We start from the raw sequence: 23,377 nt of genomic DNA, 5'->3' as shown, positions 1-23,377 counted from the left end.
TCCGAGCGCATCAGGCTGTGGCACGATAGCGTACCGCCCAATATCCCTACTTCCCTTTCAAGCCATGAAAATTCGCTTTCTGAGCAGTCTGCTCGGCGCGTCCTTGATGTTGGCGGGCTGCGCCGGACTCCCATCCGGCCAGCCCGAAGCCCCCGCTACCCCCGAGGCGCTGACGCAATTGCAACAAATCCGTGACGCCTATGGCGCCGGCCGCTACGGCGAAGTCATCCGCGGTGTCGCCACCTCGGACGCCCTGGCCGCTTCACCCCGCGCCATGCGCGTCGAAGCCTACAAGTTGCAGGCATTCAGCTATTGCGTCACGCGTTACGCCCAGTTGTGCCAAGACAGCTTCGCCCGCATCCTGGCGCTGGATCCTACTTTTGAACTAGCCCCGAACGAAGCCGGACACCCGTCCTGGGGACCGGCCTTCCAACGCGCGCGGACGCAAGCCGGGAAGTAGCCGCAGCGCACGCCGGCTTGCACGACAAGCCAGCCGCGCAAAAAGAAAAAGGCCGCTGATTCGCATCAGCGGCCTTCTTGTTTTCAGCCCCCGCGCCAGGACGGCGCGCGGGGGGCTGACCGGGATTCCGCTTATTCGGCGGAATCGTCCGTGCCGACGTCGGCGGCCGGGGCCTGGTCGTCCGCGCCCACCGTAACCGGCGAGTCTTCGAACGGGTTGGCCTGCTGGCGAGCGGCTTCGCGTTCCGCTGCCTCCAGCTCTTCCTTGTCGCGGCGTGCGTGGTGGTAAGCCAGGCCGGTACCCGCCGGGATGAGGCGGCCGACGATAACGTTTTCCTTCAGGCCACGCAGGTCGTCGCGCTTGCCCATGATGGCGGCTTCGGTCAGGACACGCGTGGTTTCCTGGAACGATGCAGCCGAAATGAACGAGTCGGTCGACAGCGAGGCCTTCGTGATACCCAACAGCACGTTGTCGTAGGTTGCCGGGATACGGTCTTCGGCAGCCATGCGATCGTTGGCGTTCAGCAGTTCGGAGCGCTCGACTTGCTCGCCCGGGATGAACTCGGTATCGCCAGCGTCAACGATGTTCACACGACGCAGCATCTGACGAACAATCACTTCGATGTGCTTGTCGTTGATCTTCACGCCTTGCAGACGGTAAACGTCCTGCACTTCGTCGACGATGTACGTCGCCAGCTTCTCGATGCCTTGCAGGCGCAGGATGTCGTGGGGATCGGCCGGGCCGTCCACGATCATTTCGCCCTTGTTCACCACTTGGCCGTCGTGCACCAGAACCTGCTTTTCCTTCGGAATCAGGAACTCGTGGCTCACGCCTTCCAGGTCGGTGATGACCAGACGCTGCTTGCCCTTCGTGTCCTTACCGAACGACACCGTACCGGTAACGTCGGCGAGCATGCCGGCGTCCTTGGGCGAACGGGCTTCGAACAGTTCGGCCACACGCGGCAGACCGCCGGTAATGTCGCGGGTCTTTTGCGATTCTTGCGGAATACGCGCCAGAACTTCACCCACGGCAACCTGCTGCCCGTCACGCACGGTAATCAGCGCGCCCACCGGGAACGAGATGTTCACCGAGTGATCGGTGCCGGCGATCTTGACGTCTTCGCCAGCTTCGTTCACCAGCTTGATCTGCGGACGCATGACGATCTTGCCGCCACGGGTCTTCGGCGTGATGACGACGAGCGTCGACAGGCCGGTGACTTCGTCCACCTGCTTGGCAACGGTCACGCCTTCTTCGATGTTCTCGAAGCGGACGGCGCCACCGTATTCCGACACGATCGGACGGGTCAGCGGGTCCCACGTCGCCAGACGTGCGCCAGCCTTCACGGCTTCGCCATCGCCCACCAGCACGGTCGCGCCGTACGGGATCTTGTGGCGTTCGCGTTCGCGGCCGTTGTCGTCGAAGATCGCCAGTTCGCCCGAGCGCGAAATCGCAACGCGTTCGCCCTTGGCGTTCGTGACATAGCGCATCGTGCTGGCAAAGCCCACCAGACCGCTGGACTTCGTTTCCACCGCGCTGGCCAGGGCCGAACGCGACGCCGCACCACCGATGTGGAACGTACGCATCGTGAGCTGCGTGCCCGGTTCACCGATGGACTGGGCAGCGATAACGCCAACTGCTTCGCCCTGGTTGACCGGTGAGCCGCGACCCAGATCGCGGCCGTAGCAGTGTGCGCACAGACCGTGACGCGTTTCGCACGTCAGCGGGGTGCGGACCTTGACTTCGTCCACGCCGATGCGGTCGATGGTGTCGACCAGGTCTTCGTCCAGCAGGGTGCCGGCGACGATGGCCGTTTCCTGCGTGTCCGGGTTGATGATGTCCACGGCGGCAACACGACCCAGGATGCGGTCGCGCAGCGGTTCGATGACTTCACCACCTTCCACCAGGGCCTTCATGTTGTAGCCCAGCGACGTACCGCAATCGTCCTCGGTGATCACCAAGTCTTGCGTCACGTCGACCAGACGACGAGTCAGGTAACCCGAGTTTGCGGTCTTCAGTGCCGTATCGGCCAGACCCTTACGCGCGCCGTGAGTCGAGATGAAGTACTGAAGCACGTTCAGACCTTCACGGAAGTTCGCGGTAATGGGCGTTTCGATAATCGAGCCGTCCGGCTTGGCCATCAGGCCGCGCATACCGGCCAGCTGGCGGATCTGGGCGGCCGAACCGCGGGCGCCCGAGTCAGCCATCATGTAGATCGAGTTGAACGATTCCTGTCGCACTTCTTCGCCGTGACGGTTCACAACCGGCTCGGTGGCCAGTTGTTCCATCATCGCCTTGCCGACCTTGTCGCCAGCCTTGCCCCAGATGTCCACCACGTTGTTGTAGCGTTCCTGGGACGTGACCAGACCCGACGAGTACTGCTTGTCGATTTCCTTCACTTCGCGGCTGGCTTCGGCCAGGATGCCTTCCTTGGCGGTCGGGATCAGCATGTCGCCCATGGCGATCGAGATACCGCCGCGCGTGGCCAGCTTGAAGCCGGACTGCATCAGCTTGTCAGCGAAGATCACCGTGTCGCGCAGGCCGCAACGGCGGAACGACTGGTTGATCAGGCGCGAAATTTCCTTCTTCTTCAGGGCCTTGTTCAGGACCGTGAAGGGCAGACCCTTCGGCAGGATTTCGGACAGCAGCGCGCGGCCGACCGTCGTCTCGTGACGGCGGATAACCGGTTGCCATTCGCCAGCCTCGTCGCGCTCGTGCTCTTTCAGACGCACGGTCACGCGGGATTGCAGTTCGACTTCGCCGTTGTCATAGGCGCGTTGCACTTCAGCGACGTCGGTGAAGAAGATGCCTTCGCCGCGGCCGTTGATGCGCTCACGCGTCGTGTAGTACAGACCCAACACGATGTCTTGGGACGGCACGATCGACGGTTCGCCGTTGGCCGGGAACAGGACGTTGTTGGACGCCAGCATCAGCGTGCGCGCTTCCAGCTGGGCTTCCAGCGACAGCGGCACGTGGACAGCCATCTGGTCACCGTCGAAGTCGGCGTTGAACGCCGCGCAAACCAGCGGGTGCAGCTGGATGGCCTTGCCTTCGATCAGGACCGGCTCGAACGCCTGGATGCCCAAACGGTGCAGCGTGGGCGCACGGTTCAGCATGACCGGGTGTTCGCGGATGACTTCTTCCAGGATGTCCCAGACCACCGGTTCCTGGCTTTCCACCAGCTTCTTGGCAGCCTTGATGGTCGTGGCCAGGCCCATCATCTCCAGACGATTGAAGATGAACGGCTTGAACAGTTCCAGGGCCATCAGCTTGGGCAGACCGCACTGATGCAGCTTGAGCTGCGGGCCCACCACGATGACCGAACGGCCCGAGTAGTCGACGCGCTTGCCCAGCAAGTTCTGACGGAAACGGCCGCTCTTGCCCTTGATCATGTCGGCCAGGGACTTCAGCTGGCGCTTGTTGGCGCCCGTCATGGCCTTGCCACGGCGACCGTTGTCCAGCAGCGAGTCAACGGCTTCCTGCAGCATCCGCTTTTCGTTGCGCAGGATGATTTCCGGCGCCTTGAGCTCCAGCAGGCGCTTCAAGCGGTTGTTGCGGTTGATGACGCGGCGGTACAGGTCGTTCAGGTCGGAGGTCGCGAAGCGGCCGCCGTCCAGCGGCACCAGCGGACGCAGGTCCGGCGGCAGCACGGGCAGCACTTCCATGACCATCCACTCGGCCTTGATGCCCGACTTCTGGAAGCCTTCCAGCACCTTCAGGCGCTTGGAAATCTTCTTGATCTTGGCTTCAGAGCTGGTGGCCTTCAACTCGCCGCGCAGCGTTTCCACTTCGCGGTCGATGTCGATGGTGCGCAGCAGTTCGCGCACGGCTTCCGCGCCCATCAGGGCACGGAAGTCGTCGCCGTACTCTTCGGTCTTGGCGAGGAAATCGTCATCCGACATGATCTGGCCGCGCTTGAGCGGCGTCATGCCAGGTTCGATCACGCACCAGGCTTCGAAGTACAGAACGCGTTCGATGTCGCGCAGGGTCATGTCGAGCACCATGCCCAGACGCGACGGCAGGCTCTTCAGGAACCAGATGTGCGCGACGGGGCTGGCCAGCTCGATGTGGCCCATGCGTTCACGGCGAACCTTGGCAACGGTAACTTCAACGCCGCACTTTTCGCAGATCACGCCACGATGCTTCAGGCGCTTGTACTTGCCGCACAAGCACTCGTAGTCTTTGATCGGGCCAAAGATCTTGGAGCAGAACAAACCGTCACGTTCAGGCTTGAACGTGCGGTAGTTGATGGTCTCGGGCTTGCGAACTTCGCCGTAAGACCACGAACGGATCTTCTCGGGCGAGGCGATGCCGATCTTGATGGCATCGAATTGCTCGTCTTGCGAGACTTGCTTAAATAGGTCGAGTAGCGCTTTCATTAGTTACGCTCCAAATCCATGTCCAGGGCCAACGAGCGGATTTCCTTCACCAGCACGTTGAACGATTCCGGCATGCCGGCGTCGATGACGTGGTCGCCCTTGACGATGTTTTCGTATACCTTGGTACGGCCGGTGATGTCGTCCGACTTCACCGTCAGCATTTCTTGCAGGGTGTACGCGGCGCCGTATGCTTCCAGCGCCCACACTTCCATTTCCCCGAAACGCTGACCACCGAACTGCGCCTTACCACCCAGCGGCTGCTGCGTGACCAGCGAGTACGGACCCGTCGAACGCGCGTGCATCTTGTCGTCGACCAAGTGGTGCAGCTTCAGGTAGTGCATGTAGCCAACCGTCACGGGGCGCTCGAATTTCTCGCCCGTGCGGCCGTCGAACAGCCATGCCTGCGTACGCGAAGGCGTCAATGCCATGCGCTCGGCGACGTCATCCGGATAGGCCAGTTCCAGCATCGTGGTGATTTCCTCTTCGGTCGCGCCGTCGAAGACGGGCGTCGCGAACGGCACGCCGTTCTTGAGGTTCTGGGCCATTTCCATGACTTCTTCGTCGGTCAGCTCGTCGATGCGGGCGCCGGAGCCGGTCGTGTTGTAGACCTTGTCCAGGTAGGCACGGACGTTCTTGACCTGCGCAGTGCGCTCGTCGCGCAGCAGATCGGCAATGCGGTGGCCCACGCCCTTGGCAGCCCAGCCCAAGTGCACTTCCAGCACCTGACCGACGTTCATCCGCGAGGGCACGCCCAGCGGGTTCAGAACGATGTCGGCCGGCGTGCCGTCAGCCATGTGCGGCATGTCTTCCACCGGGGTGATACGCGAGACCACGCCCTTGTTGCCGTGACGGCCTGCCATCTTGTCGCCAGGCTGCAGACGACGCTTCACGGCCAGGTAGACCTTGATCATCTTCAGCACGCCCGGGGGCAGCTCGTCGCCTTGCGTCAGCTTCTTGCGCTTCTCTTCGAAGGCCAGATCGAACTGGTGGCGCTTCTGCTCCAGCGATTCCTTGGCTTGTTCCAGCACGACAGCGTGCGGCTCATCGGCCAGACGGATGTCGAACCACTGCCAGCGGTCCAGATCAGCCAGGTAAGCCTTGGTGATCGTGGCGCCCTTGGCCAGCTTGCGCGGGCCGCCGTTGACGGTCTTGTTGACCAGCATCTTTTCGATACGGTCGAACTGGTCGTTTTCAACGATGCGCAGCTGGTCGTTCAGGTCTTGGCGATAGCGGCGCAGTTCATCGTCGATGATGGACTGGGCGCGCTTGTCGCGCACGATGCCTTCACGCGTGAACACTTGCACGTCGATCACGGTGCCGGTCATGCCCGAAGGCACGCGCAGCGAGGTGTCCTTAACGTCGGACGCCTTTTCACCAAAGATGGCGCGCAGCAGCTTTTCTTCCGGCGTCAGCTGGGTTTCGCCCTTGGGCGTGACCTTGCCGACCAGCACGTCGTCGGCGCTGACTTCGGCGCCGATGTACGTGATGCCCGAATCGTCCAGACGGTTCAGTTGCGTCTCAGCCAGGTTGCTGATGTCGCGCGTGATTTCTTCCGGGCCGAGCTTCGTGTCGCGGGCGACAACCGTCAGTTCCTCGATGTGCACCGAGGTGTAGCGGTCATCGGCAACAACCTTTTCGGAGATCAAGATCGAATCTTCGAAGTTGTAGCCGTTCCAGGGCATGAACGCGATCAGCATGTTCTGACCCAGGGCGAGTTCGCCCAGGTCGGTCGATGCGCCGTCAGCCAGCACGTCGCCCTTGGCGACCTTGTCGCCACGCTTGACGATAGGACGCTGGTTGATGTTCGTGTTCTGGTTGGAACGCGTGTACTTGATCAGGTTGTAGATATCGACGCCGACTTCGCCGGCGACGTTTTCTTCGTCGTTCACGCGAATCACGACGCGCTCGGCGTCAACGTGGTCGACCAGGCCGCCACGCAGTGCCTGCACGGTCGTGCCCGAGTCAACGGCCACGGTACGTTCGATACCCGTGCCCACGACCGGCTTTTCCGGACGCAGGCAAGGCACGGCCTGACGTTGCATGTTGGCGCCCATCAGTGCGCGGTTCGCGTCGTCGTGCTCAAGGAACGGAATCAGCGATGCAGCAACCGACACGATCTGCGACGGGGCAACGTCCATGTAATGCACGTTGGCCGGCGAGGTCAGCATCGTTTCGCCCGCTTCACGGCAAGCAACCAGGTCGTCCACGAAGGCGCCGTCCTCGTCCAGCGCGGCGTTAGCCTGCGCAATGACGTAGTGGCTTTCTTCGATGGCCGACAGGTAATCGATCTGCTCGCTGACGCGGCCGTCGATAATCTTGCGGTAAGGCGTTTCCAGGAAGCCGTACTCGTTCAAGCGAGCGTACAGCGCCATGGAGTTGATCAGACCGATGTTCGGGCCTTCCGGCGTTTCGATCGGGCAGACACGGCCGTAGTGGGTCGGGTGCACGTCGCGGACTTCAAAGCCGGCTCGCTCGCGGGTCAGACCGCCCGGGCCCAGTGCGGAAACGCGACGCTTGTGCGTGATTTCCGACAACGGGTTGGTCTGGTCCATGAACTGCGACAGCTGGCTCGAACCGAAGAACTCCTTGATGGCGGCCGAGATCGGCTTGGAGTTGATCAGGTCGTGCGGCATCAGGTTTTCCGTCTCGGCCTGGCCCAGACGTTCCTTGACGGCGCGCTCGACACGCACGAGGCCTGCGCGGAACTGGTTTTCGGCCAGTTCGCCCACGCAACGCACGCGACGGTTACCCAAGTGATCGATGTCATCGATCTGGCCACGGCCGTTACGCAGCTCAACCAGCACCTTGATGGTTTCAAGGATGTCTTCGTTGGTCAGCGTCATCGGGCCGGTGATGTCTTCACCACGGCCCAGACGGCTGTTGACCTTCATGCGGCCGACGCGCGACAGGTCGTACGTCTCTTCGCTATAGAACAGACGCTGGAACAGCGCTTCCACCGCTTCTTCGGTGGGCGGTTCGCCAGGACGCATCATGCGGTAGATGGCAACACGCGCGGCCATCTGGTCGGCGGTTTCATCGGTGCGCAGCGTTTGCGAGATGTACGGACCACGGTCCAGGTCGTTCGTGTAGAGCGCCTGGATATCGTAGACGTTCGAGGCGCGCAGCGCGCTCAGCACGCTTTCCGTGATTTCGTCGTTGGCATTGGCGATGACCTCGCCAGTGTCTTCATCGACGATGTTCTTGGCCAGCACACGGCCGTACAGGAAGTCTTCCGGCACGGAAATGCGCTGGATGCCGCCGGCAGCCAGATCGCGCAGATGCTTGGCATTGATGCGCTTGTCTTTTTCGACGATGACCTTGCCATCGCGATCCGAAATGTCGAAGCGGGCCATTTCGCCCTTCCAACGTTCGGGCACGAATTCCATCATCGCGCCTTCGCTCTTCAATTCGAAGTTATCGAAGTCGAAGAAGTTGGCCAGGATGGATTCCGGCGTCATGCCGATGGCCTTGCACAGGATCGTGACAGGCATCTTGCGACGGCGGTCGACGCGGAAGAACAGGACGTCCTTCGGGTCGAATTCGAAGTCCAGCCACGAACCGCGGTAAGGAATCACGCGGGCCGAGAACAGGAGCTTGCCGGAGCTGTGCGTTTTGCCGCGGTCGTGTTCGAAGAACACGCCAGGCGAACGGTGCAGCTGCGACACGATGACACGCTCGGTGCCATTGATGACAAAGGAACCCGTGCCCGTCATGAGCGGAATTTCGCCCATGTAGACTTCCTGTTCCTTCACTTCTTTCACGGTCGGCTTGCTGACTTCGCGGTCAAGCAGCACCAGGCGGACCTTGGCTCGCAGGGGCGAGGCATAGGTCAGACCACGTTGCTGACATTCCTTGACATCGAACACCGGTTCGCCGAGCACGTAGCTCACGAACTCCAAGCGCGCCATACCGTTGTGACTAACGATCGGGAAAATCGACGAGAACGCCGCCTGCAAACCGTCGGCTACGCGATCGGACGGGGCGGTATCCGCCTGCAGGAAAGTTAGGTAGGATTGAAGCTGTGTCGCCAAAAGGAAAGGAACGTTTTGAACGTCTTCACGCTTGGCGAAGCTTTTGCGGATGCGCTTTTTTTCGGTGTACGAGTAAGGCATGAGCACTCCGACTCGAGGTTGCATGGGCCGTCAACCACGGCCCTAGGTGATACGACTCCAGGAAACCCCTCTGAAAAGGCATGACCCCAGTAGGGGTTTCCTGGAAACGCAAAAGCCCGGGGACTGCAAACTGTGCTGTCCCCGGGCAGTTGACGCAGGTCTTACTTGACTTCGACCTTGGCGCCAGCTTCTTCCAGCTTCTTCTTGGCGGCTTCGGCGTCAGCCTTGGCCACAGCTTCCTTGACAGGCTTCGGAGCGCCGTCAACCAGGTCCTTGGCTTCCTTCAGACCCAGACCGGTCAGCTCGCGCACGGCCTTGATGACGCTAACCTTGTTCGCGCCGGCTTCCAGCAGGACGACGGTGAACTCGGTTTGCTCTTCAGCAGCGGCGGCAGCGCCACCAGCAGCGGGAGCAGCGACAGCGACAGCAGCGGCAGCAGCCGACACGCCGAACTTCTCTTCCATTTCCTTGATCAGCTCGGACAGCTCGAGCACGGTCATGCCAGCGATGGCGTCAAGGATTTCAGCTTTGTTAAGTGCCATTTTTAAGAACTCCAAATATTTTGGTAATGCCAGGGTTTGGGTGTCGCTTCGTCGTTCAGCGAATTCCGCACAGCAGGGCGATTAGGCCGCTGCCTTTTGGTCGCGCACGGCCGCGAGGCCACGAGCGAACTTGGTCGGAACTTCGTTGAGCGTACGCACGAATTGCGCGATGGGGGCTTGCATGGTGCCAAGCAGTTTCGACAGCAACTCTTCGCGGGACGGCATGGTGGCCAAGGCCTTCACACCATCTTGGGTCAGCAGGTTGTTGGGCAATGCGCCCGCCTTGATGACCAGCTTATCGTTGCTTTTCGCGAAACCTGCGATGACCTTGGCCGCCGAAACCGGATCAGTGCTGATACCATAGATCAGCGGACCGGTCAGTTGCTCAGCCAACGGCTCGAAAGCCGTGCCGGCAACAGCACGACGGGCCAGCGAGTTCTTCAGAACACGCAGATACACGCCCGATTCACGCGCAGTTTTGCGCAGTACGGTGACAGAGGCGACGTCCAGACCACGGTACTCAGCGATAACAATCGATTGTGCCTTGGCGACTTCAGCCGAGACTTCCTCGATTACCACCGCTTTCTCTTGACGATTGAGACTCACGGTTTGAACACTCCATCAAAAGACGCCTGGGGCCTGAGCCTTGCGCGTCAACCGAATGCGGCGCCTGGTCGAGTTCTTCGTGTAAAGAAATCTTCCTGGGGACGCCGTCTACGCTGGATCCGAACTATGTGAGCTTCGGGATTAAGCGGGGCAGCGGGGAACCTGCTTTCAATAGAAGGGAGGACCCTTCCACTACCCTGCTCCAGCGGTCTTTGACAGCAACATCCGGAGGAATCCGGATGCAGCCCAAAGTACGTTTACTGCTGTTGGCTTAGTTGGAAGCCGACAGCGAGGCAATTTCAACGCGAGCACCGCCGCCCATCGTGGACGAAACGGCCAGCTTGCGCAGGTAAATGCCCTTGGCAGCTGCGGGACGAGCCTTTTGCAGGGCGTCGACCAGAGCGGCCAGGTTGGTTTGCAGCTGTTCCACGCCGAACGACGCGCGGCCGATCGTTGCGTGGATGATGCCAGCCTTGTCGGTGCGGTACTGAACCTGACCGGCCTTGGCGTTCTTGACAGCGGTCGCGACGTCAGGCGTCACGGTACCGACCTTCGGGTTCGGCATCAGGCCACGGGGACCCAGGATCTGGCCCAGGGCACCCACGACACGCATCGTGTCGGGCGAAGCGATGACCACGTCAAAGTCCATTTGACCGGCCTTGATCTGGTCAGCCAGGTCGTCCAGGCCAACGATGTCGGCGCCGGCAGCCTTGGCGGCCTCAGCTTTTTCGCCTTGGGCGAACACGGCCACGCGGACCGACTTGCCGGTACCGGCGGGCAGAACGACCGAGCCGCGAACCAGTTGGTCCGACTTCTTCGGGTCGATGCCGAGCTGCACAGCCACGTCAATGGATTCATTGAACTTGGCGACAGCGGTTTCCTTGACCAGCGTCAGGGCTTCAGCGACCGGGTACAGCTTGGTACGGTCGATCTTTTGTGCAATAGCGGCGGCGCGCTTGGACAGTTTTGCCATGATTAGATCCCCTCAACCGTGATGCCCATGCTGCGGGCGCTGCCAGCGATCGTGCGCACAGCGGCGTCCAGATCAGCGGCGGTCAGATCGGGGCCCTTGGCCTTGGCGATTTCTTCAGCTTGAGCGCGGGTCAGCGTGCCGACCTTGTCGGTATGCGGCTTGGCCGAACCCTTTTGCACGCCAGCAGCCTTCTTGATGAGGACCGTCGCGGGCGGGGTCTTCATGATGAAGGTGAAGCTCTTGTCCGCGAAAGCGGTGATCACCACCGGAATCGGCAGACCAGGCTCCATGCCTTGGGTCTTGGCGTTGAACGCCTTGCAGAATTCCATGATGTTCAGGCCGCGTTGACCCAGTGCCGGGCCAATCGGGGGGGAGGGGTTAGCCTTACCAGCCGGTACTTGCAGCTTGATAAAGCCGACGATCTTCTTCGCCATGCTTTGCTCCTTGCGGGTTATATCGCCCGGGCCTTATTGGCCTGGGCTCCCCGGGGGGGTTGAAATCAGGTCTTTTCGACCTGGCTGAAATCGAGTTCGACGGGTGTGGCACGACCAAAAATGGTGACCGACACGCGCACCTTGCTCTTTTCGTAATTGACTTCTTCGACATTGCCGTTGAAGTCTGCAAACGGACCTTCCTTGACCCGAACCATCTCGCCCACTTCGAACAGAATCTTGGGGCGGGGTTTCTCGACACCCTCTTCCATCTGGGAGAGGATCTTCTCGACTTCCTTTTCGGAAATCGGGGTCGGACGGTTGCCCGAGCCACCCAAAAAGCCGGTGACGCGGTTCGTATTCTTGACCAAATGCCACGTTTCGTCGGTCAGGTCCATTTCAACCAGGACATAACCAGGGAAAATGCGGCGTTCGGTGATCGACTTCTGACCACCCTTGACCTCGACGACTTCTTCGGAGGGCACAAGGATTCGGCCAAAAGACGTTTGCAAGGCCGCGCGCTCGATGCGCTCGATCAGGGCCTTGTGAACACTCTTTTCCATGCCGGAATACACATGGACGACATACCAACGCTTACTCATTCGCCGTCCTTATTTCCAGCCCAACAGCAGGCCGTAAAGAATCCATTCGATGCCCTTGTCGAGCACCCACATGAAAATGCCCATGACCGCCACGAACGCAAAAACGATACCCGTCATTTGGGTCGTTTCCTTGCGGGTGGGCCACGCGACACGCTTGACTTCGTTGTAGGACTCGTTGGCAAAGCTCAGGGTGCGGCGGCCGGGCTCGCTGAACCAGGCGATCACGGCTGCGATCACGAGGCCACCAACGAACACGCCGACACGTGCGGGCATCGGCTGTGCGCTAAGCACGGAAAACCCGACGATGCCAGCAATAACGACGAGAACCGCCAGCCCGAGCTTGACCCGGTCGGCGGTACTGGTTACGGTTTCTACGCTGGTATTAGACATATTGCGACGCGAGCCGCCGTGAATGCGTAACTCGCGATGATCTCCCGCGGGTTTATCCTGGCGGTGGCAGGGGCAGTAGGAATCGAACCTACAACCTTCGGTTTTGGAGACCGACGCTCTGCCAATTGAGCTATGCCCCTAAAACACTACTGGCTTGCACTACATTCACTGACTTTCCGTGACCTACCGTTGCCGCTCAAAACAGCCTTGCAGGCCGTTTTTCAGACTGCCATTTCAGGCAATTTGGCGCAAATGATCGCGGAGCCAAACATCATAACACTTTTACAGCAAAAATGGGTAGAGGGACATTTCGTCCACTCTACCCACTTGGGTATTGCTTACTTCAGGATCTTGGCGACGACGCCGGCGCCGACGGTACGACCGCCTTCACGGATGGCGAAACGCAGGCCTTCTTCCATGGCGATCGGAGCCAACAGCTTGACCGTCATGGCCACGTTGTCGCCCGGCAGAACCATTTCCTTGTCGGCCGGCAGCTCGATCGTGCCCGTCACGTCCGTCGTGCGGAAGTAGAACTGGGGACGATAGCCCTGGAAGAACGGAGTGTGACGGCCGCCTTCTTCCTTGGACAGGATGTACACCTCGGACGTGAAGTCCGTGTGCGGGGTGATCGAGCCCGGCTTGGCCAGAACTTGGCCACGCTGGACGTCTTCACGCTTGGTGCCGCGCAGCAGAATGCCCACGTTGTCGCCAGCTTGACCTTGGTCGAGCAGCTTGCGGAACATTTCAACGCCCGTGCAAGTCGTCTTGACCGTCGGCACCAGGCCCACGATTTCGATTTCTTCGCCGACCTTGACGATGCCGCGTTCGATACGACCCGTCACCACCGTGCCACGACCCGAGATCGAGAACACGTCTTCAACCGGCATCAGGAACGCGCCGTCAACAGCACGCTCAGGCGTCGGAATGTACGAATCCAGCGCAGCTGCCAGGTTCATGATGGCCTGTTCGCCCAGTTCGCCCTTGTCGCCTTCCAGCGCCAGCTTGGCAGAACCCTTGACGATCGGGGTGTCATCACCCGGGAAGTCGTACTTCGACAGAAGTTCGCGAACTTCCATTTCCACCAGCTCGAGCAGCTCGGCGTCGTCAACCATGTCAGCCTTGTTCAGGAAGACGATGATGTACGGCACGCCAACTTGGCGGCTCAGCAGGATGTGTTCACGCGTTTGCGGCATCGGGCCGTCAGCGGCCGACACGACCAGGATCGCGCCGTCCATCTGAGCGGCGCCCGTGATCATGTTCTTCACATAGTCAGCGTGGCCCGGGCAGTCAACGTGCGCGTAGTGACGCGCTTCCGTTTCGTACTCGACGTGGGCGGTGTTGATCGTGATGCCGCGAGCCTTTTCTTCAGGAGTCGCATCGATCTGGTCGTAGCCCTTGGCTTCGCCACCGAACTTGTTCGACAGAACGGTCGTGATAGCTGCCGTCAACGTCGTTTTGCCGTGGTCAACGTGACCAATCGTACCCACGTTCACGTGCGGCTTGGTACGTTCAAACTTGCCTTTTGCCATGGCTGACTCCTGACCTGGATTGCGCTTCAGACTGAAGAAAAGTACTTGGAAATTTGTGGTGCCCATGGCGCGGATCGAACGCGCGACCTCTCCCTTACCAAGGGAGTGCTCTACCACTGAGCCACATGGGCATTTAAAAATCTTGGAGCGGGTGAAGGGAATCGAACCCTCGTCGTAAGCTTGGAAGGCTTCTGCTCTACCATTGAGCTACACCCGCGGCATACCCATTCACCTTCTCTTTCCCAAACCCTCAAAATCAAGGCCTGGAGAACCTTACAACCTTCTTTGCGAAGGTCGCCCAGTTCCCTAGGCCTAATTTTAAAATCCAGGCAGACATCGCCTGGATTCAAGAGTTGGGTCTCTGGTGGAGGAGATTGGATTCGAACCAATGTAGGCGCAAGGCCAACAGATTTACAGTCTGCCCCCTTTAACCACTCGGGCACCCCTCCAGCGGAGAACTTGAGATTATGAACACTTTCAAATCCGGTGTCAAACCATTCGGATGAAAATCTTCAAAAACTTTCGTTCAGCCACCCGCGTTTCCGCGCAGAGGGGGCGAAGCTTACAGGTTTCCGCGAATTGATGCACGCAAAAGTTGTGAATATTGGTCGGCCGTGAAAATAATGGGGTTCGTTCCCCCCGAGGGATCTTCGCTGGCCATACGGCCGACTCGTTCGGCCTGGGCCTCGTCGATGCCGATTTCCGCCAGCGAGTGGGGAATGCCCACCGCCTCACGCAGGCGCAGCACCCAGTCCAGCACTGCCCCCGGGCCCGTGGCGGGCAGGTCCAGGTAGCGCGCCAGTGCTTCCAGCCGGGGGGCCACCGCGTGCTGGTTGGCCTTCAATACATAAGGCATCAGGATCGCGTTCAGCATGCCGTGGTGTGCGTCGTACAGGGCGCCTAGCGGATGCGCCAGCGCGTGCATCGCGCCCAGGCCGCGCTGGAAAGCGGTGGCGCCCATGCACGAGGCCACCAGCATCTGCTGGCGCGCCTGGAGGTCGGCCCCGTCGGCCACGGCCTGCGGCAGGTATTCCTTGACCAGGCGCATGCCTTCCATCGCAATGCCCGCCGCCATGGGATGGAAGAACGGCGAACAGTACGCCTCCAGGTTGTGCGACAAGGCATCCATGCCAGTCGCGGCGGTGATCTTCGGCGGCAGCCCCACCGTCAGCTCCGGGTCCAGGATGACGATGGAGGGCAGCATGCGCGCATGGAAGATGATGCGCTTGACCTGCGCGGCCTCGTCCGTGATGACCGATGCGCGGCCCACTTCCGACCCCGTGCCGGCCGTGGTCGGCACCGCGACGACGGGCGCCATCCCGGCCACGTTCACACGCAGATGGTTGTCGCCGACGTCCTCGAAGTCCCATAAGGGCCGCTTCTGGCCTGCCATCAAGGCGATGGCCTTGGCAGCGTCCAGCGCCGAGCCGCCACCAAAGGCGATGACACCGTCGTGCCTGCCCTGCCGATAGGCCGCCACGCCATCTTCGACATTGCGTCCCGTGGGGTTGCCTTTGACCTCGTGGAAAAGGCCGCATTCCAGGCCGGCCTGACGGCACGCACGCACGGCGTCGCCCACCATCGGCAATGCCGCGAGTCCCGGGTCCGTGACGAGCAGGGGCCGCCTCATGCCGAGTTCGGCGCACCAATCGGCCAGCTCCTTGATGCGGCCGGGACCCGCCTTGATTGCAGTGGGATAGTTCCAATTGACGCTGGGCACGGTCATGGTTCGATTCCTGAAGACGCGTTGTCAGACGCTGCGCAGATGAAAGGATTTGGCTTGCGTGAGTTGCTCGTAGCCGATGGCGGACAAGGACACGCCGCGGCCCGTGTTCTTGACGCCGGTCCAGGCCAACGCGGGGTCCAGATAATCGCAGCGGTTCATGAAGAAGGTTCCGGTACGCACTTGACGGCCCAACGCCAGGGCGGCGCTTTCGTCTTGCGTGAACACCGCCGCCGTCAACCCATAGGGGCTGTCGTTCATCAACGCGACGGCCTCGTCGTCGGTATCGACGGGCATGATGCCGACGACCGGTCCGAAGCACTCATCGTTCATGACACGCATGCGATGGTTTACTCGCGTCAGGATTGCGGGCGCGACATAAGGCGATCTTTCACTCGCATTATTGAAATGCGAGGGATCAATCATGTTTTGCGCGCCGGCCGACACGGCTTCCGCGATGACGTCGCGAATCTCGGCTGCGGCTCGGGCACGGACGACCGGCCCCAGCGTCGTTTCGGGGTGCAGCGGATTGCCCAGTACGTAACCGTTTGTCAGTGCAACCGCGCGTTCGACAAACTCGTCGTAAAGCGGCCGCGCGACGTAGATGCGCTGGATACCGCAGCAGGACTGCCCCGAATTGAAGAATGCGCCGTCCACCAGCGTCTCGACGGCGTGATCCAACCTGGCGTCCGCGCGCACATAGGCAGGGTCGTTGCCGCCCAGCTCCAGGCCCACCCCGATGAAGCGCCCCGCCGCGCTTTCCTCGACGACGCGTCCACCGCGCACCGACCCCGTGAATGACACGTAGCCAATCTCGGGCGCGCGGATCAGCCGCTGGACGGTGTCGTGGTTGGCATGCAGGTACTGGAACACGCCCTTCGGCACGCCGGCGTCGCGGAACGCGCGATCCATCAACTCGGCGCACAACGGCGTCTGGTCGGAGTGCTTCAGGATGACGGTGTTGCCCGCCATCAAGGCCGGGACGATGCTGTTTACTGCCGTAAGCAAGGGGTAGTTCCACGGCGCGACGGTCAACGCGACGCCGATGGGTTCACGGCTGATGAAACGCGTGAATCCGGCCTGCTCGGGCACGCGCACGGGCGCTAACGCCGCATCCGCGATCGAAATCATGTGGCGCGCGCGCGCTTCAAAACCGGCGACTTCGCCCGGCGTGTAACGCAATGGGCGCCCCATCTGGATCGTGATGGCCCGCGCAATCTCGTCCTTGGCCGCAACGAAGCGGTCCACCGCGGCGGACACCATGCGCCCCCGCTCTGCCACGCCTAGCGCCTGCCATGCCACTTGCGCGGACTGGGCTTGCGTCAGCGCCTGCGCAATCTGCGCATCGTTGGCGTAGGCGCGGCGCACGACCTCGCGCCCGTCGATGGGACTGATGGTGATGAGTTCCTGGGTCATGATCGCCCTATGCAAGCGGTTGGACAGGTTCAGATGATTTCGAAGTAGCGCGCCAGCTCCCAGTCGGTCACGTGCCGCCGGAACTGCCGTTCTTCCCACTCGCGCGTCGCGGCGTAGTGTTCGACGAATGGATCGCCGAACAGGTGGCGAGCCGCTTCGGACCCGCGCAGGCGTTGCGCCGCCTCCCATAAGGTCGTGGGCAGGTGCAGATGGGCCGGGAATTGCTGCGTGTAGGCATTGCCTTGCACCATGGGTTCAGGCGTCAAGCCCTGCTCGATGCCGTACAGGCCCGAGGCCAGCGCGGCGGACAACGCCAGGTAGGGATTGGCGTCCGCCGAACCGATGCGCACCTCGACGCGCTGCGACTTGTCGCTGCCCGGGATGAGGCGCAGCGCGGTCGTGCGGTTTTCCATGCCCCACGTTGCATCCAGCGGCGCCCAATAGCCCGGCACCAGACGCGAATAACTGTTGATCGTCTGCGCGTACAGCGCCATGAACTCCGGCAGGTAGCGTTGCACGCCGGCCATGAACGCGACCTGCGTCGCGCTCATGCCGTGCGGCTGCGATTCGTCGTAGAAGGCCGAACGGCCGCTTTTCCTGTCGCGTAGCGACAAATGGATATGGCCGCTCTGGCCGGGATGATCATGCGACCATTTGGCCATGAAGGTTGCCATCAGCCCGTTCTGCTGCGCCAGCGCTTTGGTGAAGGTCTTGAACAGAAACGCCTTGTCGCCGGCGGCGGCGGCCTGGTCCACCGCGATGGCCGCTTCCAGCACGCCCGGCCCCGTTTCGGTATGCAGGCCCTCGATTGGCATGTCCATGCGTTCGCACATGTCCAGCAGCTTGCGGTAGAAGTCGCCCTCGACGGTGCTGCGCAGCACGGAGTAGCCGAAGTTGCCCGGCGTCCAGTTTTCCATGTTGCGGTAGTTTTTCGCACGGACCGAATGCGGGGTCTCGCGGAACATGAAGAACTCGTATTCCAGCGCGGCGTAGACCTCGTAGCCCATGCCCGCCGCGCGGTCCAGCGTGCGATGCAGCAGCCGGCGCGGACAGATGGCGCTGGCATCGCCGTCGAATTCAGCCAGGAACAGCAGCATGTCTTCGCCGCCGGGGCCCTGCTCCAGCGGTAGCCGACGCCCGGTCTGCGGCACGATGCGCAGCTTGGCATCGGGGTAGGCGGTGTGCCAACCGGTGTATTGGGTGTTGTCGTAGAGCTGATCGTCCAGGTCCCAGCCGAGCACCACGTCGCAGAACGCCAACCCCGAGCGCAGCGCGCTCAGGAACTTGTCGCGCCGCAAGTATTTGCCCAGCATCACACCGTCGACGTCGGACAACCCCACCTTGATATGCGAGAGCGGGCTGGCTTGCACCAGCCGCTCTGCGTCTTCCACCGTTGCTACCCCTAGTGCATGCATGCTCGTTCACCTTTGTGGCTGAAGCGTTGCGTTGACCTGCGGGCGGGCGGCGCGGCGTTCAGGTCATGGCCGCCCCCAGCACCCGCATCGCCTGGCGATGCAGCTGCGGCGTGGCGGCCGCGACGACGCGGCCCTGCGATTCGAGGCTGAGCGGCTGCCCAGCCCAATCGGTGATGACGCCGCCCGCGCCTTCGATCACGGGCATCAGCGCCAGATAGTCATAGGGTTGCAGGCCGGCTTCGACCACCAGGTCGATGTGGCCGCTGGCCAGCAGCCCGTAGCTGTAGCAATCGCCGCCGTAGCGGCGCATGCGCGCGGCACGGGCCAAGGCATCGAAGGCAGCCAGTTCAGCGCCTTCGAAGATGTCGGGCGACGTGGCGTACAGGATCGCGTCACGCAGTTCGGTACAGGCGCTGGCCTGGCAGAGGTCGCCATTCAGCCGCGCCGGCGAACCGGCCGCGCCGATCCAGCGTTCCTGCAACGTGGGAATGTCGATCAGGCCCAGCACCGGACGGCCCCGATGCAGCAACGCCAGCAACGTGCCCCACAAGGGGTTGCCCGAGATGAATGCGCGCGTGCCGTCGATGGGGTCCAGCGACCACACAAGCTCGGCTTCGGCGTGCAGCGCGCCGAACTCTTCGCCGAAGATGCCGTGCTGGGGATAGTGTTGCGCGATCGCGTCGCGCAGCGCGGCCTCGACCTCTCGGTCGGCCTGCGTCACGGGGCTTTCGTCGGCCTTGGTGTCGACGGACAGCGGGTGCCGGAACCACTTGCGGGACAAGGGCCGGACGCGGTCCGCGAGCGTCTGCGCGAACGAGGAATATTCGGCCAATTGCTGCGCCGGCAGCGCGGCGGAGGTTTGCATCACGGTGCTCCCAGGGGTTTTTCCAGTCTAGACACGTTGCCCCAAATTTGCAAATATACCTAAAACTGCAACCTCGCCCCCTACGGCAGGGTCGCCGTCCGCATCAGTAGCTCGCACCGTTGCCATGTATTCCCCACCGGAGTCCCATCATGCAATGTATGAAGAAGCTTAGCGTTGTGGTTGCAGTAATTTCCCTAGGTTTTGCACACGTCGCCCACGCCGGTCCCATCACCGTCTACACCGCGCTGGAGGAAGACGAGATCGCGGCCTATCTGAAGGCGGCCAACGCGGCCATGCCGGATGTGAAGGTCAACGTGCTGCGCCTGTCTACCGGCGACCTGGGCGCCCGGCTGATCGCCGAAGCGGCGAACCCTCAGCAGGACGTGATCTGGGGCTTTGCCGTCAGCAACATGCTGGATCCGCGCTTGCAGAACCTGCTGGAGCCCTATGCGGCCAAGGGGATCGACACCCTGCCCGCCCAGTACAAGGGCGCGGACAACAAGTGGTTTGCCGCCACCGGCTATGTTGCGGCGTTCTGTGTGAACACCGACCGGCTGAAGTCCAAGAAGCTGCCCATGCCGACGTCTTGGGAAGACCTGGCCAACCCCGTTTATAAAGGCGAGATCGTCATCCCGAGCCCGGCCGCCTCCGGCACGGGCTACCTGCAGATCGTCGCGTTGCTGCAGGGCTTGGGCAAGGAAAAGGGCTGGGCGCTGCTGAAGGACCTGGACAAGAACGTGGCGCAATACACGCCGTCGGGGTCGCGCCCCTGCAAGATGGCCCGCGCCGGCGAATACGCGATCGGCGTATCGTTCGCCTTCCCGGCCATGCAGTCCATCGAAGAGGGCTATCCGGTCAAGATGGTGATCCCCAAGCAGTGGGTGGGGTACGAGCTGGAGGCGTCCGGCCTGATGAAGACAGCGAAGAACCCCGCCGATGCCAAACGCTTCCTGGATTGGACCCTCTCCGCGCAGGCCGGCGGCCTGTACAGCAAGTACAAGGAACTCGTCACCATCCCGGGCGCCGCCCCCAACAAGGCGGCCGAAGCCGCGGGCCTGCCGAAGGACCTGACCGCCGTGTTGTATCCGGTGGATTTCCAGAAGTCGGCCGCCGAGCGCGACGCCACGATCAAGACCTGGCAAGACACCATCAAGCGCTGAGGCTGGCGCGGCGGGGCCCGCCCGCCGCTCTCGCGTCTGGGAGACGCCATGTATCTGGAACTGCGCGGCATACGGAAAACCTTCGACGCGTCGGTCGCGCTGGAGGACATCGACCTGTCCGTCGGCGAACATGAATTCGTGTGCCTGCTGGGCCCGAGCGGCTGCGGCAAGACGACCTTGCTGCGCATCGTGGCGGGCCTGCTGCCGTTCGACCGCGGCACCATCACGCTGGGCGGGCGCGACCTGAGCAAGCTGCCGGCGCGCAAGCGTGGCTTTGGCATCGTATTCCAGTCGTACTCGTTGTTCCCCAACATGACGGTGGCCGAAAACGTGGGCTACGGCTTGCGCGTCCGCGGCGAACCGCGCGACCGCATCGCCGCGCGTGTGGCTGAACTGCTGACCCTGATCAAGCTGCCCGACTATGCGCCACGCTATCCGCACCAGCTTTCGGGGGGACAGCAACAGCGCGTGGCGCTGGCGCGCGCACTGGCGGTGGACCCGGCGCTGATCCTGCTGGACGAACCGCTGTCGGCGTTGGATGCGCGCGTGCGCACCGACATGCGCGCCGAGATCCACGACGTGCAACGCAGGCTGAAGATCCCGACCATCATGGTGACCCACGACCAGGAAGAAGCGCTGACGCTGGCCGACAAGATCGTCTGCATGAACGACGGGCGCATCGAACAGGTCGGGTCCCCCTCCGACCTCTATCTGCGGCCCCGCACGCGCTTCGTGGCCAACTTCGTGGGCTTGAGCAATCTGCTGCCCACCGATTGGGTAAGCGATGCGATGCCCCATCTGCTGGCGACGCGGCCCGAGGGCGCGAATGAACGCTATGAAGCCTGCCTGCGCCCGGAAAACCTGCGCATCGCCGCCGACGAGCAAGGTCCGGGCCGCGTACAGGACATGACCTTCATGGGTAACCTGACGCGGTTGCGCGTCGCGTGGCTGGGACGTGAGCTGGTTGTCGAGCAACATGGCGCGGCTGGGCTGTCCCGCGGCGCGCCCGTTCGGCTGGACGTGGAACCCGGCGAATGCGCCTGGGTCAGCGTATGACCCCGCGCGGCGGGAGCCGGCGATGAGCACGCTACATGCGGATGCGGCCGTCGCGGCGCCTGCGGGGCGCGCGCCGTGGTCCGCGGACCGGCTGCTGCTGTGGACCTGTGTGGCGATCCCTCTGGCGGGATTGGCGCTGTTTTTCCTGTATCCGCTGGCGGCCGTGGCGTGGCGCAGCCTGGTGGAAAAGGATGGATCGATCGGGCTGGGCAACTATGCCGAGGTGTTCGCCACACGCGGCATCCTGACCGCCACCGTCAACAGCCTTGTAATGAGCGCCGCCACCACCGCCGTCAGCATCACGCTGGGATTCGCCATCGCCTATGGCCTTGACCGCAGCTGCATGCGCGGCAAGGCGCTTGTGCGATTGGCGCTGGTGCTGCCGTTGCTGGCGCCGTCGCTGGTGCAGGGTCTGGGCCTGATATTCATCCTGGGACGCAACGGGCTGGTGCACCGCTGGACCGGTTGGGAGGTCGATATCTATGGCTTCTGGGGGCTATTGATCTCGAACGTGTTCTACGCCCTGCCCCAGGCCGTGCTGATCCTGCAGGCCGCGTTGCGCAACATGGACGCCCGCTACTACGACGCAGCCGAAGTCATGGGCGCGTCCAGCGCGCGGCAATTCTTCGATATCACCTTGCCCAACTGCAAGTTCGGACTGCTGAGCGCCGCGTTCGTGGTGTTCGTCATCACCATCACGGACTTCGGCAACGCGGCGGTGATCGGCGGCAATTACCGGGTGCTGGCCACGGAAATCTACAGCCAGGTGTCGGGCCAGATGAATTTCGGCATGGGGTCCGTCGTGGGCATCCTGCTGTTGTTGCCGTCGCTGATCTCCGTGCAGATAGAACGCGTGGCCTCGCAGCGCCAGTTCGGGTCGGCGTCACCCAGCGGAGTGCGGGTGGCCCCGCAACCCGCCCCCGTTCGCGATGCGGTGTTCGGCATCGGCGTGCTGCTGGCCTGCGGCACGATCATCCTGACCGTGGCGACGGTCGTCTTCGCCAGTTTCATGCGGCTGTGGCCCTACCGCATGGAATGGACGCTGAAGCACTACGACATCACCGTCAGCGGCGGCTACGCCCCCCTGTGGACGTCGCTGTACCTGTCGCTGGCGGCTGCCAGCGGCGGCGTGCTGCTGTTGTTCTTCCTGTGCTTCGGTGTGTGCCGCATCGGACGCGGCTGGGCCAAGGTTGTGTACCTGCTGTCCGTGCTGCCCGTCGGGGTGCCGGGCCTGGTGTTGGGGCTGTCCTACATCTTCGCGTTCAATGCGCCCGGCACGCCGTTGTATGCGCTGTACGGCAGCGCGGCGTTGATCGCGCTATGCAATTTCTACCACTATCACACGCAAGGGTTCCTGACGATGATGACGGGCATGCGCGCCGTGCCGCAGGCGCTGGAGGAAGCCGTCAGTTGCCTGGGCGGCGGCACGGTGCAAGTCCTGCGCGATGCGGTGCTGCCGCTGATCGCGCCCACGGTGCTGGGCGTGTTCTTTTTCCTGTTCATGCGGTCGATGGTGACGCTGTCGGCGGTGATCTTCCTGGTAACGCCGACCATCAGCGTGGCGCCGGTGTCGGTACTGCGGCTGGACGAGGCCGGGTTCGTTTCGCAGGCGGCGGCGTATTCCACGCTTATCATGCTGGTCGTTGGAGGTTCTTTGCTGGCCATGCGCGCGTTGATCGCCGGGGCGTCGCGGCGGCGAAGATAGATTAGGAAGCATCGGA

At 62.3% G+C, this 23,377-nt stretch carries 17 protein-coding genes and 4 tRNA genes; 4 read left to right on the top strand and 17 right to left on the bottom strand.

The window, feature by feature from the left end:
- Positions 1–64 precede the first annotated feature (64 nt).
- Positions 65–460 carry a TssQ family T6SS-associated lipoprotein gene (locus CQ050_RS04785; RefSeq protein WP_105555689.1) on the top strand — a complete coding sequence of 132 codons (396 nt, stop codon included), beginning with the start codon at positions 65–67 and terminating at the stop codon, positions 458–460.
- 131 nt (positions 461–591) lie between these two features.
- On the opposite strand, the gene rpoC is transcribed toward CQ050_RS04785, so the two are convergent.
- From rpoC to hisN, 17 genes are all read right to left on the bottom strand, one after another.
- The gene (gene rpoC, locus CQ050_RS04780; protein ID WP_105555688.1) at positions 592–4,836 is read right to left on the bottom strand and encodes a DNA-directed RNA polymerase subunit beta'; all 4,245 of its coding nucleotides are present in this window, start codon (positions 4,834–4,836) and stop codon (positions 592–594) included.
- Positions 4,836–8,948: a DNA-directed RNA polymerase subunit beta gene (rpoB, locus tag CQ050_RS04775; RefSeq protein ID WP_105555687.1), complete on the bottom strand. Its 4,113-nt coding sequence runs from the start codon at positions 8,946–8,948 to the stop codon at positions 4,836–4,838. The genes rpoC and rpoB overlap by 1 nt, the downstream gene beginning before the upstream one ends.
- Positions 8,949–9,109: 161 nt before the next feature.
- The gene (gene rplL, locus CQ050_RS04770) at positions 9,110–9,490 is read right to left on the bottom strand and encodes a 50S ribosomal protein L7/L12 (RefSeq protein ID WP_006227008.1); all 381 of its coding nucleotides are present in this window, start codon (positions 9,488–9,490) and stop codon (positions 9,110–9,112) included.
- 81 nt (positions 9,491–9,571) lie between these two features.
- Complete coding sequence (gene rplJ, locus CQ050_RS04765) at positions 9,572–10,096, bottom strand: 50S ribosomal protein L10 (RefSeq protein ID WP_105555686.1); 525 nt, start codon at positions 10,094–10,096, stop codon at positions 9,572–9,574.
- 271 nt (positions 10,097–10,367) lie between these two features.
- On the bottom strand, positions 10,368–11,069 hold the full coding sequence (gene rplA / locus CQ050_RS04760) for a 50S ribosomal protein L1 (RefSeq protein WP_006216574.1): 702 nt from the start codon (positions 11,067–11,069) through the stop codon (positions 10,368–10,370).
- A gap of 2 nt (positions 11,070–11,071) precedes the next feature.
- Positions 11,072–11,503, bottom strand: coding sequence for a 50S ribosomal protein L11 (gene rplK / locus CQ050_RS04755; protein ID WP_006227005.1), 432 nt, complete (start codon positions 11,501–11,503; stop codon positions 11,072–11,074).
- A 65-nt stretch (positions 11,504–11,568) separates the two neighbouring features.
- Positions 11,569–12,102, bottom strand: coding sequence for a transcription termination/antitermination protein NusG (gene nusG / locus CQ050_RS04750; protein ID WP_105555685.1), 534 nt, complete (start codon positions 12,100–12,102; stop codon positions 11,569–11,571).
- Between the two features lie 9 nt (positions 12,103–12,111).
- Positions 12,112–12,492, bottom strand: coding sequence for a preprotein translocase subunit SecE (gene secE, locus CQ050_RS04745; protein WP_105555684.1), 381 nt, complete (start codon positions 12,490–12,492; stop codon positions 12,112–12,114).
- A gap of 64 nt (positions 12,493–12,556) precedes the next feature.
- A tRNA-Trp gene (locus tag CQ050_RS04740) sits at positions 12,557–12,632 on the bottom strand.
- A gap of 198 nt (positions 12,633–12,830) precedes the next feature.
- The gene (gene tuf / locus CQ050_RS04735) at positions 12,831–14,021 is read right to left on the bottom strand and encodes an elongation factor Tu (protein WP_057285896.1); all 1,191 of its coding nucleotides are present in this window, start codon (positions 14,019–14,021) and stop codon (positions 12,831–12,833) included.
- A gap of 56 nt (positions 14,022–14,077) precedes the next feature.
- Positions 14,078–14,152: transfer RNA gene (locus tag CQ050_RS04730), tRNA-Thr, on the bottom strand.
- A gap of 12 nt (positions 14,153–14,164) precedes the next feature.
- Positions 14,165–14,238 (bottom strand) — tRNA-Gly (locus CQ050_RS04725).
- A 145-nt stretch (positions 14,239–14,383) separates the two neighbouring features.
- Positions 14,384–14,470, bottom strand: a tRNA-Tyr gene (locus tag CQ050_RS04720).
- A gap of 113 nt (positions 14,471–14,583) precedes the next feature.
- Positions 14,584–15,747 carry an iron-containing alcohol dehydrogenase gene (locus CQ050_RS04715; RefSeq protein ID WP_105555683.1) on the bottom strand — a complete coding sequence of 388 codons (1,164 nt, stop codon included), beginning with the start codon at positions 15,745–15,747 and terminating at the stop codon, positions 14,584–14,586.
- A 24-nt stretch (positions 15,748–15,771) separates the two neighbouring features.
- Positions 15,772–17,160, bottom strand: a complete 1,389-nt coding sequence (locus tag CQ050_RS04710) for an aldehyde dehydrogenase family protein (RefSeq protein WP_105555682.1) — start codon at positions 17,158–17,160, stop codon at positions 15,772–15,774.
- A gap of 29 nt (positions 17,161–17,189) precedes the next feature.
- Entirely contained in the window at positions 17,190–18,575 is a 1,386-nt protein-coding gene (locus CQ050_RS04705) for a glutamine synthetase family protein (RefSeq protein ID WP_105555681.1), read from the bottom strand.
- 58 nt (positions 18,576–18,633) lie between these two features.
- Positions 18,634–19,440, bottom strand: coding sequence for a histidinol-phosphatase (gene hisN / locus CQ050_RS04700; RefSeq protein WP_105555680.1), 807 nt, complete (start codon positions 19,438–19,440; stop codon positions 18,634–18,636).
- A 149-nt stretch (positions 19,441–19,589) separates the two neighbouring features.
- Between hisN and CQ050_RS04695 the strand changes: the two genes are divergently transcribed.
- From CQ050_RS04695 to CQ050_RS04685, 3 genes are read left to right on the top strand one after another with little or no spacing between them, the layout of a single operon-like run.
- The gene (locus CQ050_RS04695) at positions 19,590–20,600 is read left to right on the top strand and encodes an ABC transporter substrate-binding protein (RefSeq protein WP_105555679.1); all 1,011 of its coding nucleotides are present in this window, start codon (positions 19,590–19,592) and stop codon (positions 20,598–20,600) included.
- A gap of 48 nt (positions 20,601–20,648) precedes the next feature.
- Positions 20,649–21,656, top strand: coding sequence for an ABC transporter ATP-binding protein (locus CQ050_RS04690; protein WP_105555678.1), 1,008 nt, complete (start codon positions 20,649–20,651; stop codon positions 21,654–21,656).
- A 22-nt stretch (positions 21,657–21,678) separates the two neighbouring features.
- Complete coding sequence (locus CQ050_RS04685) at positions 21,679–23,361, top strand: ABC transporter permease subunit (protein WP_105555677.1); 1,683 nt, start codon at positions 21,679–21,681, stop codon at positions 23,359–23,361.
- The last annotated feature ends 16 nt before the right edge of the window (positions 23,362–23,377 follow it).

Origin of the sequence: Achromobacter sp. MYb9 (assembly GCF_002975275.1) — a bacterium.
Lineage (GTDB): Bacteria > Pseudomonadota > Gammaproteobacteria > Burkholderiales > Burkholderiaceae_B > Achromobacter.
The sequence above is the reverse complement of the archived record's forward strand: the minus strand, read 5'-3'. Positions and strand labels throughout refer to the sequence as shown.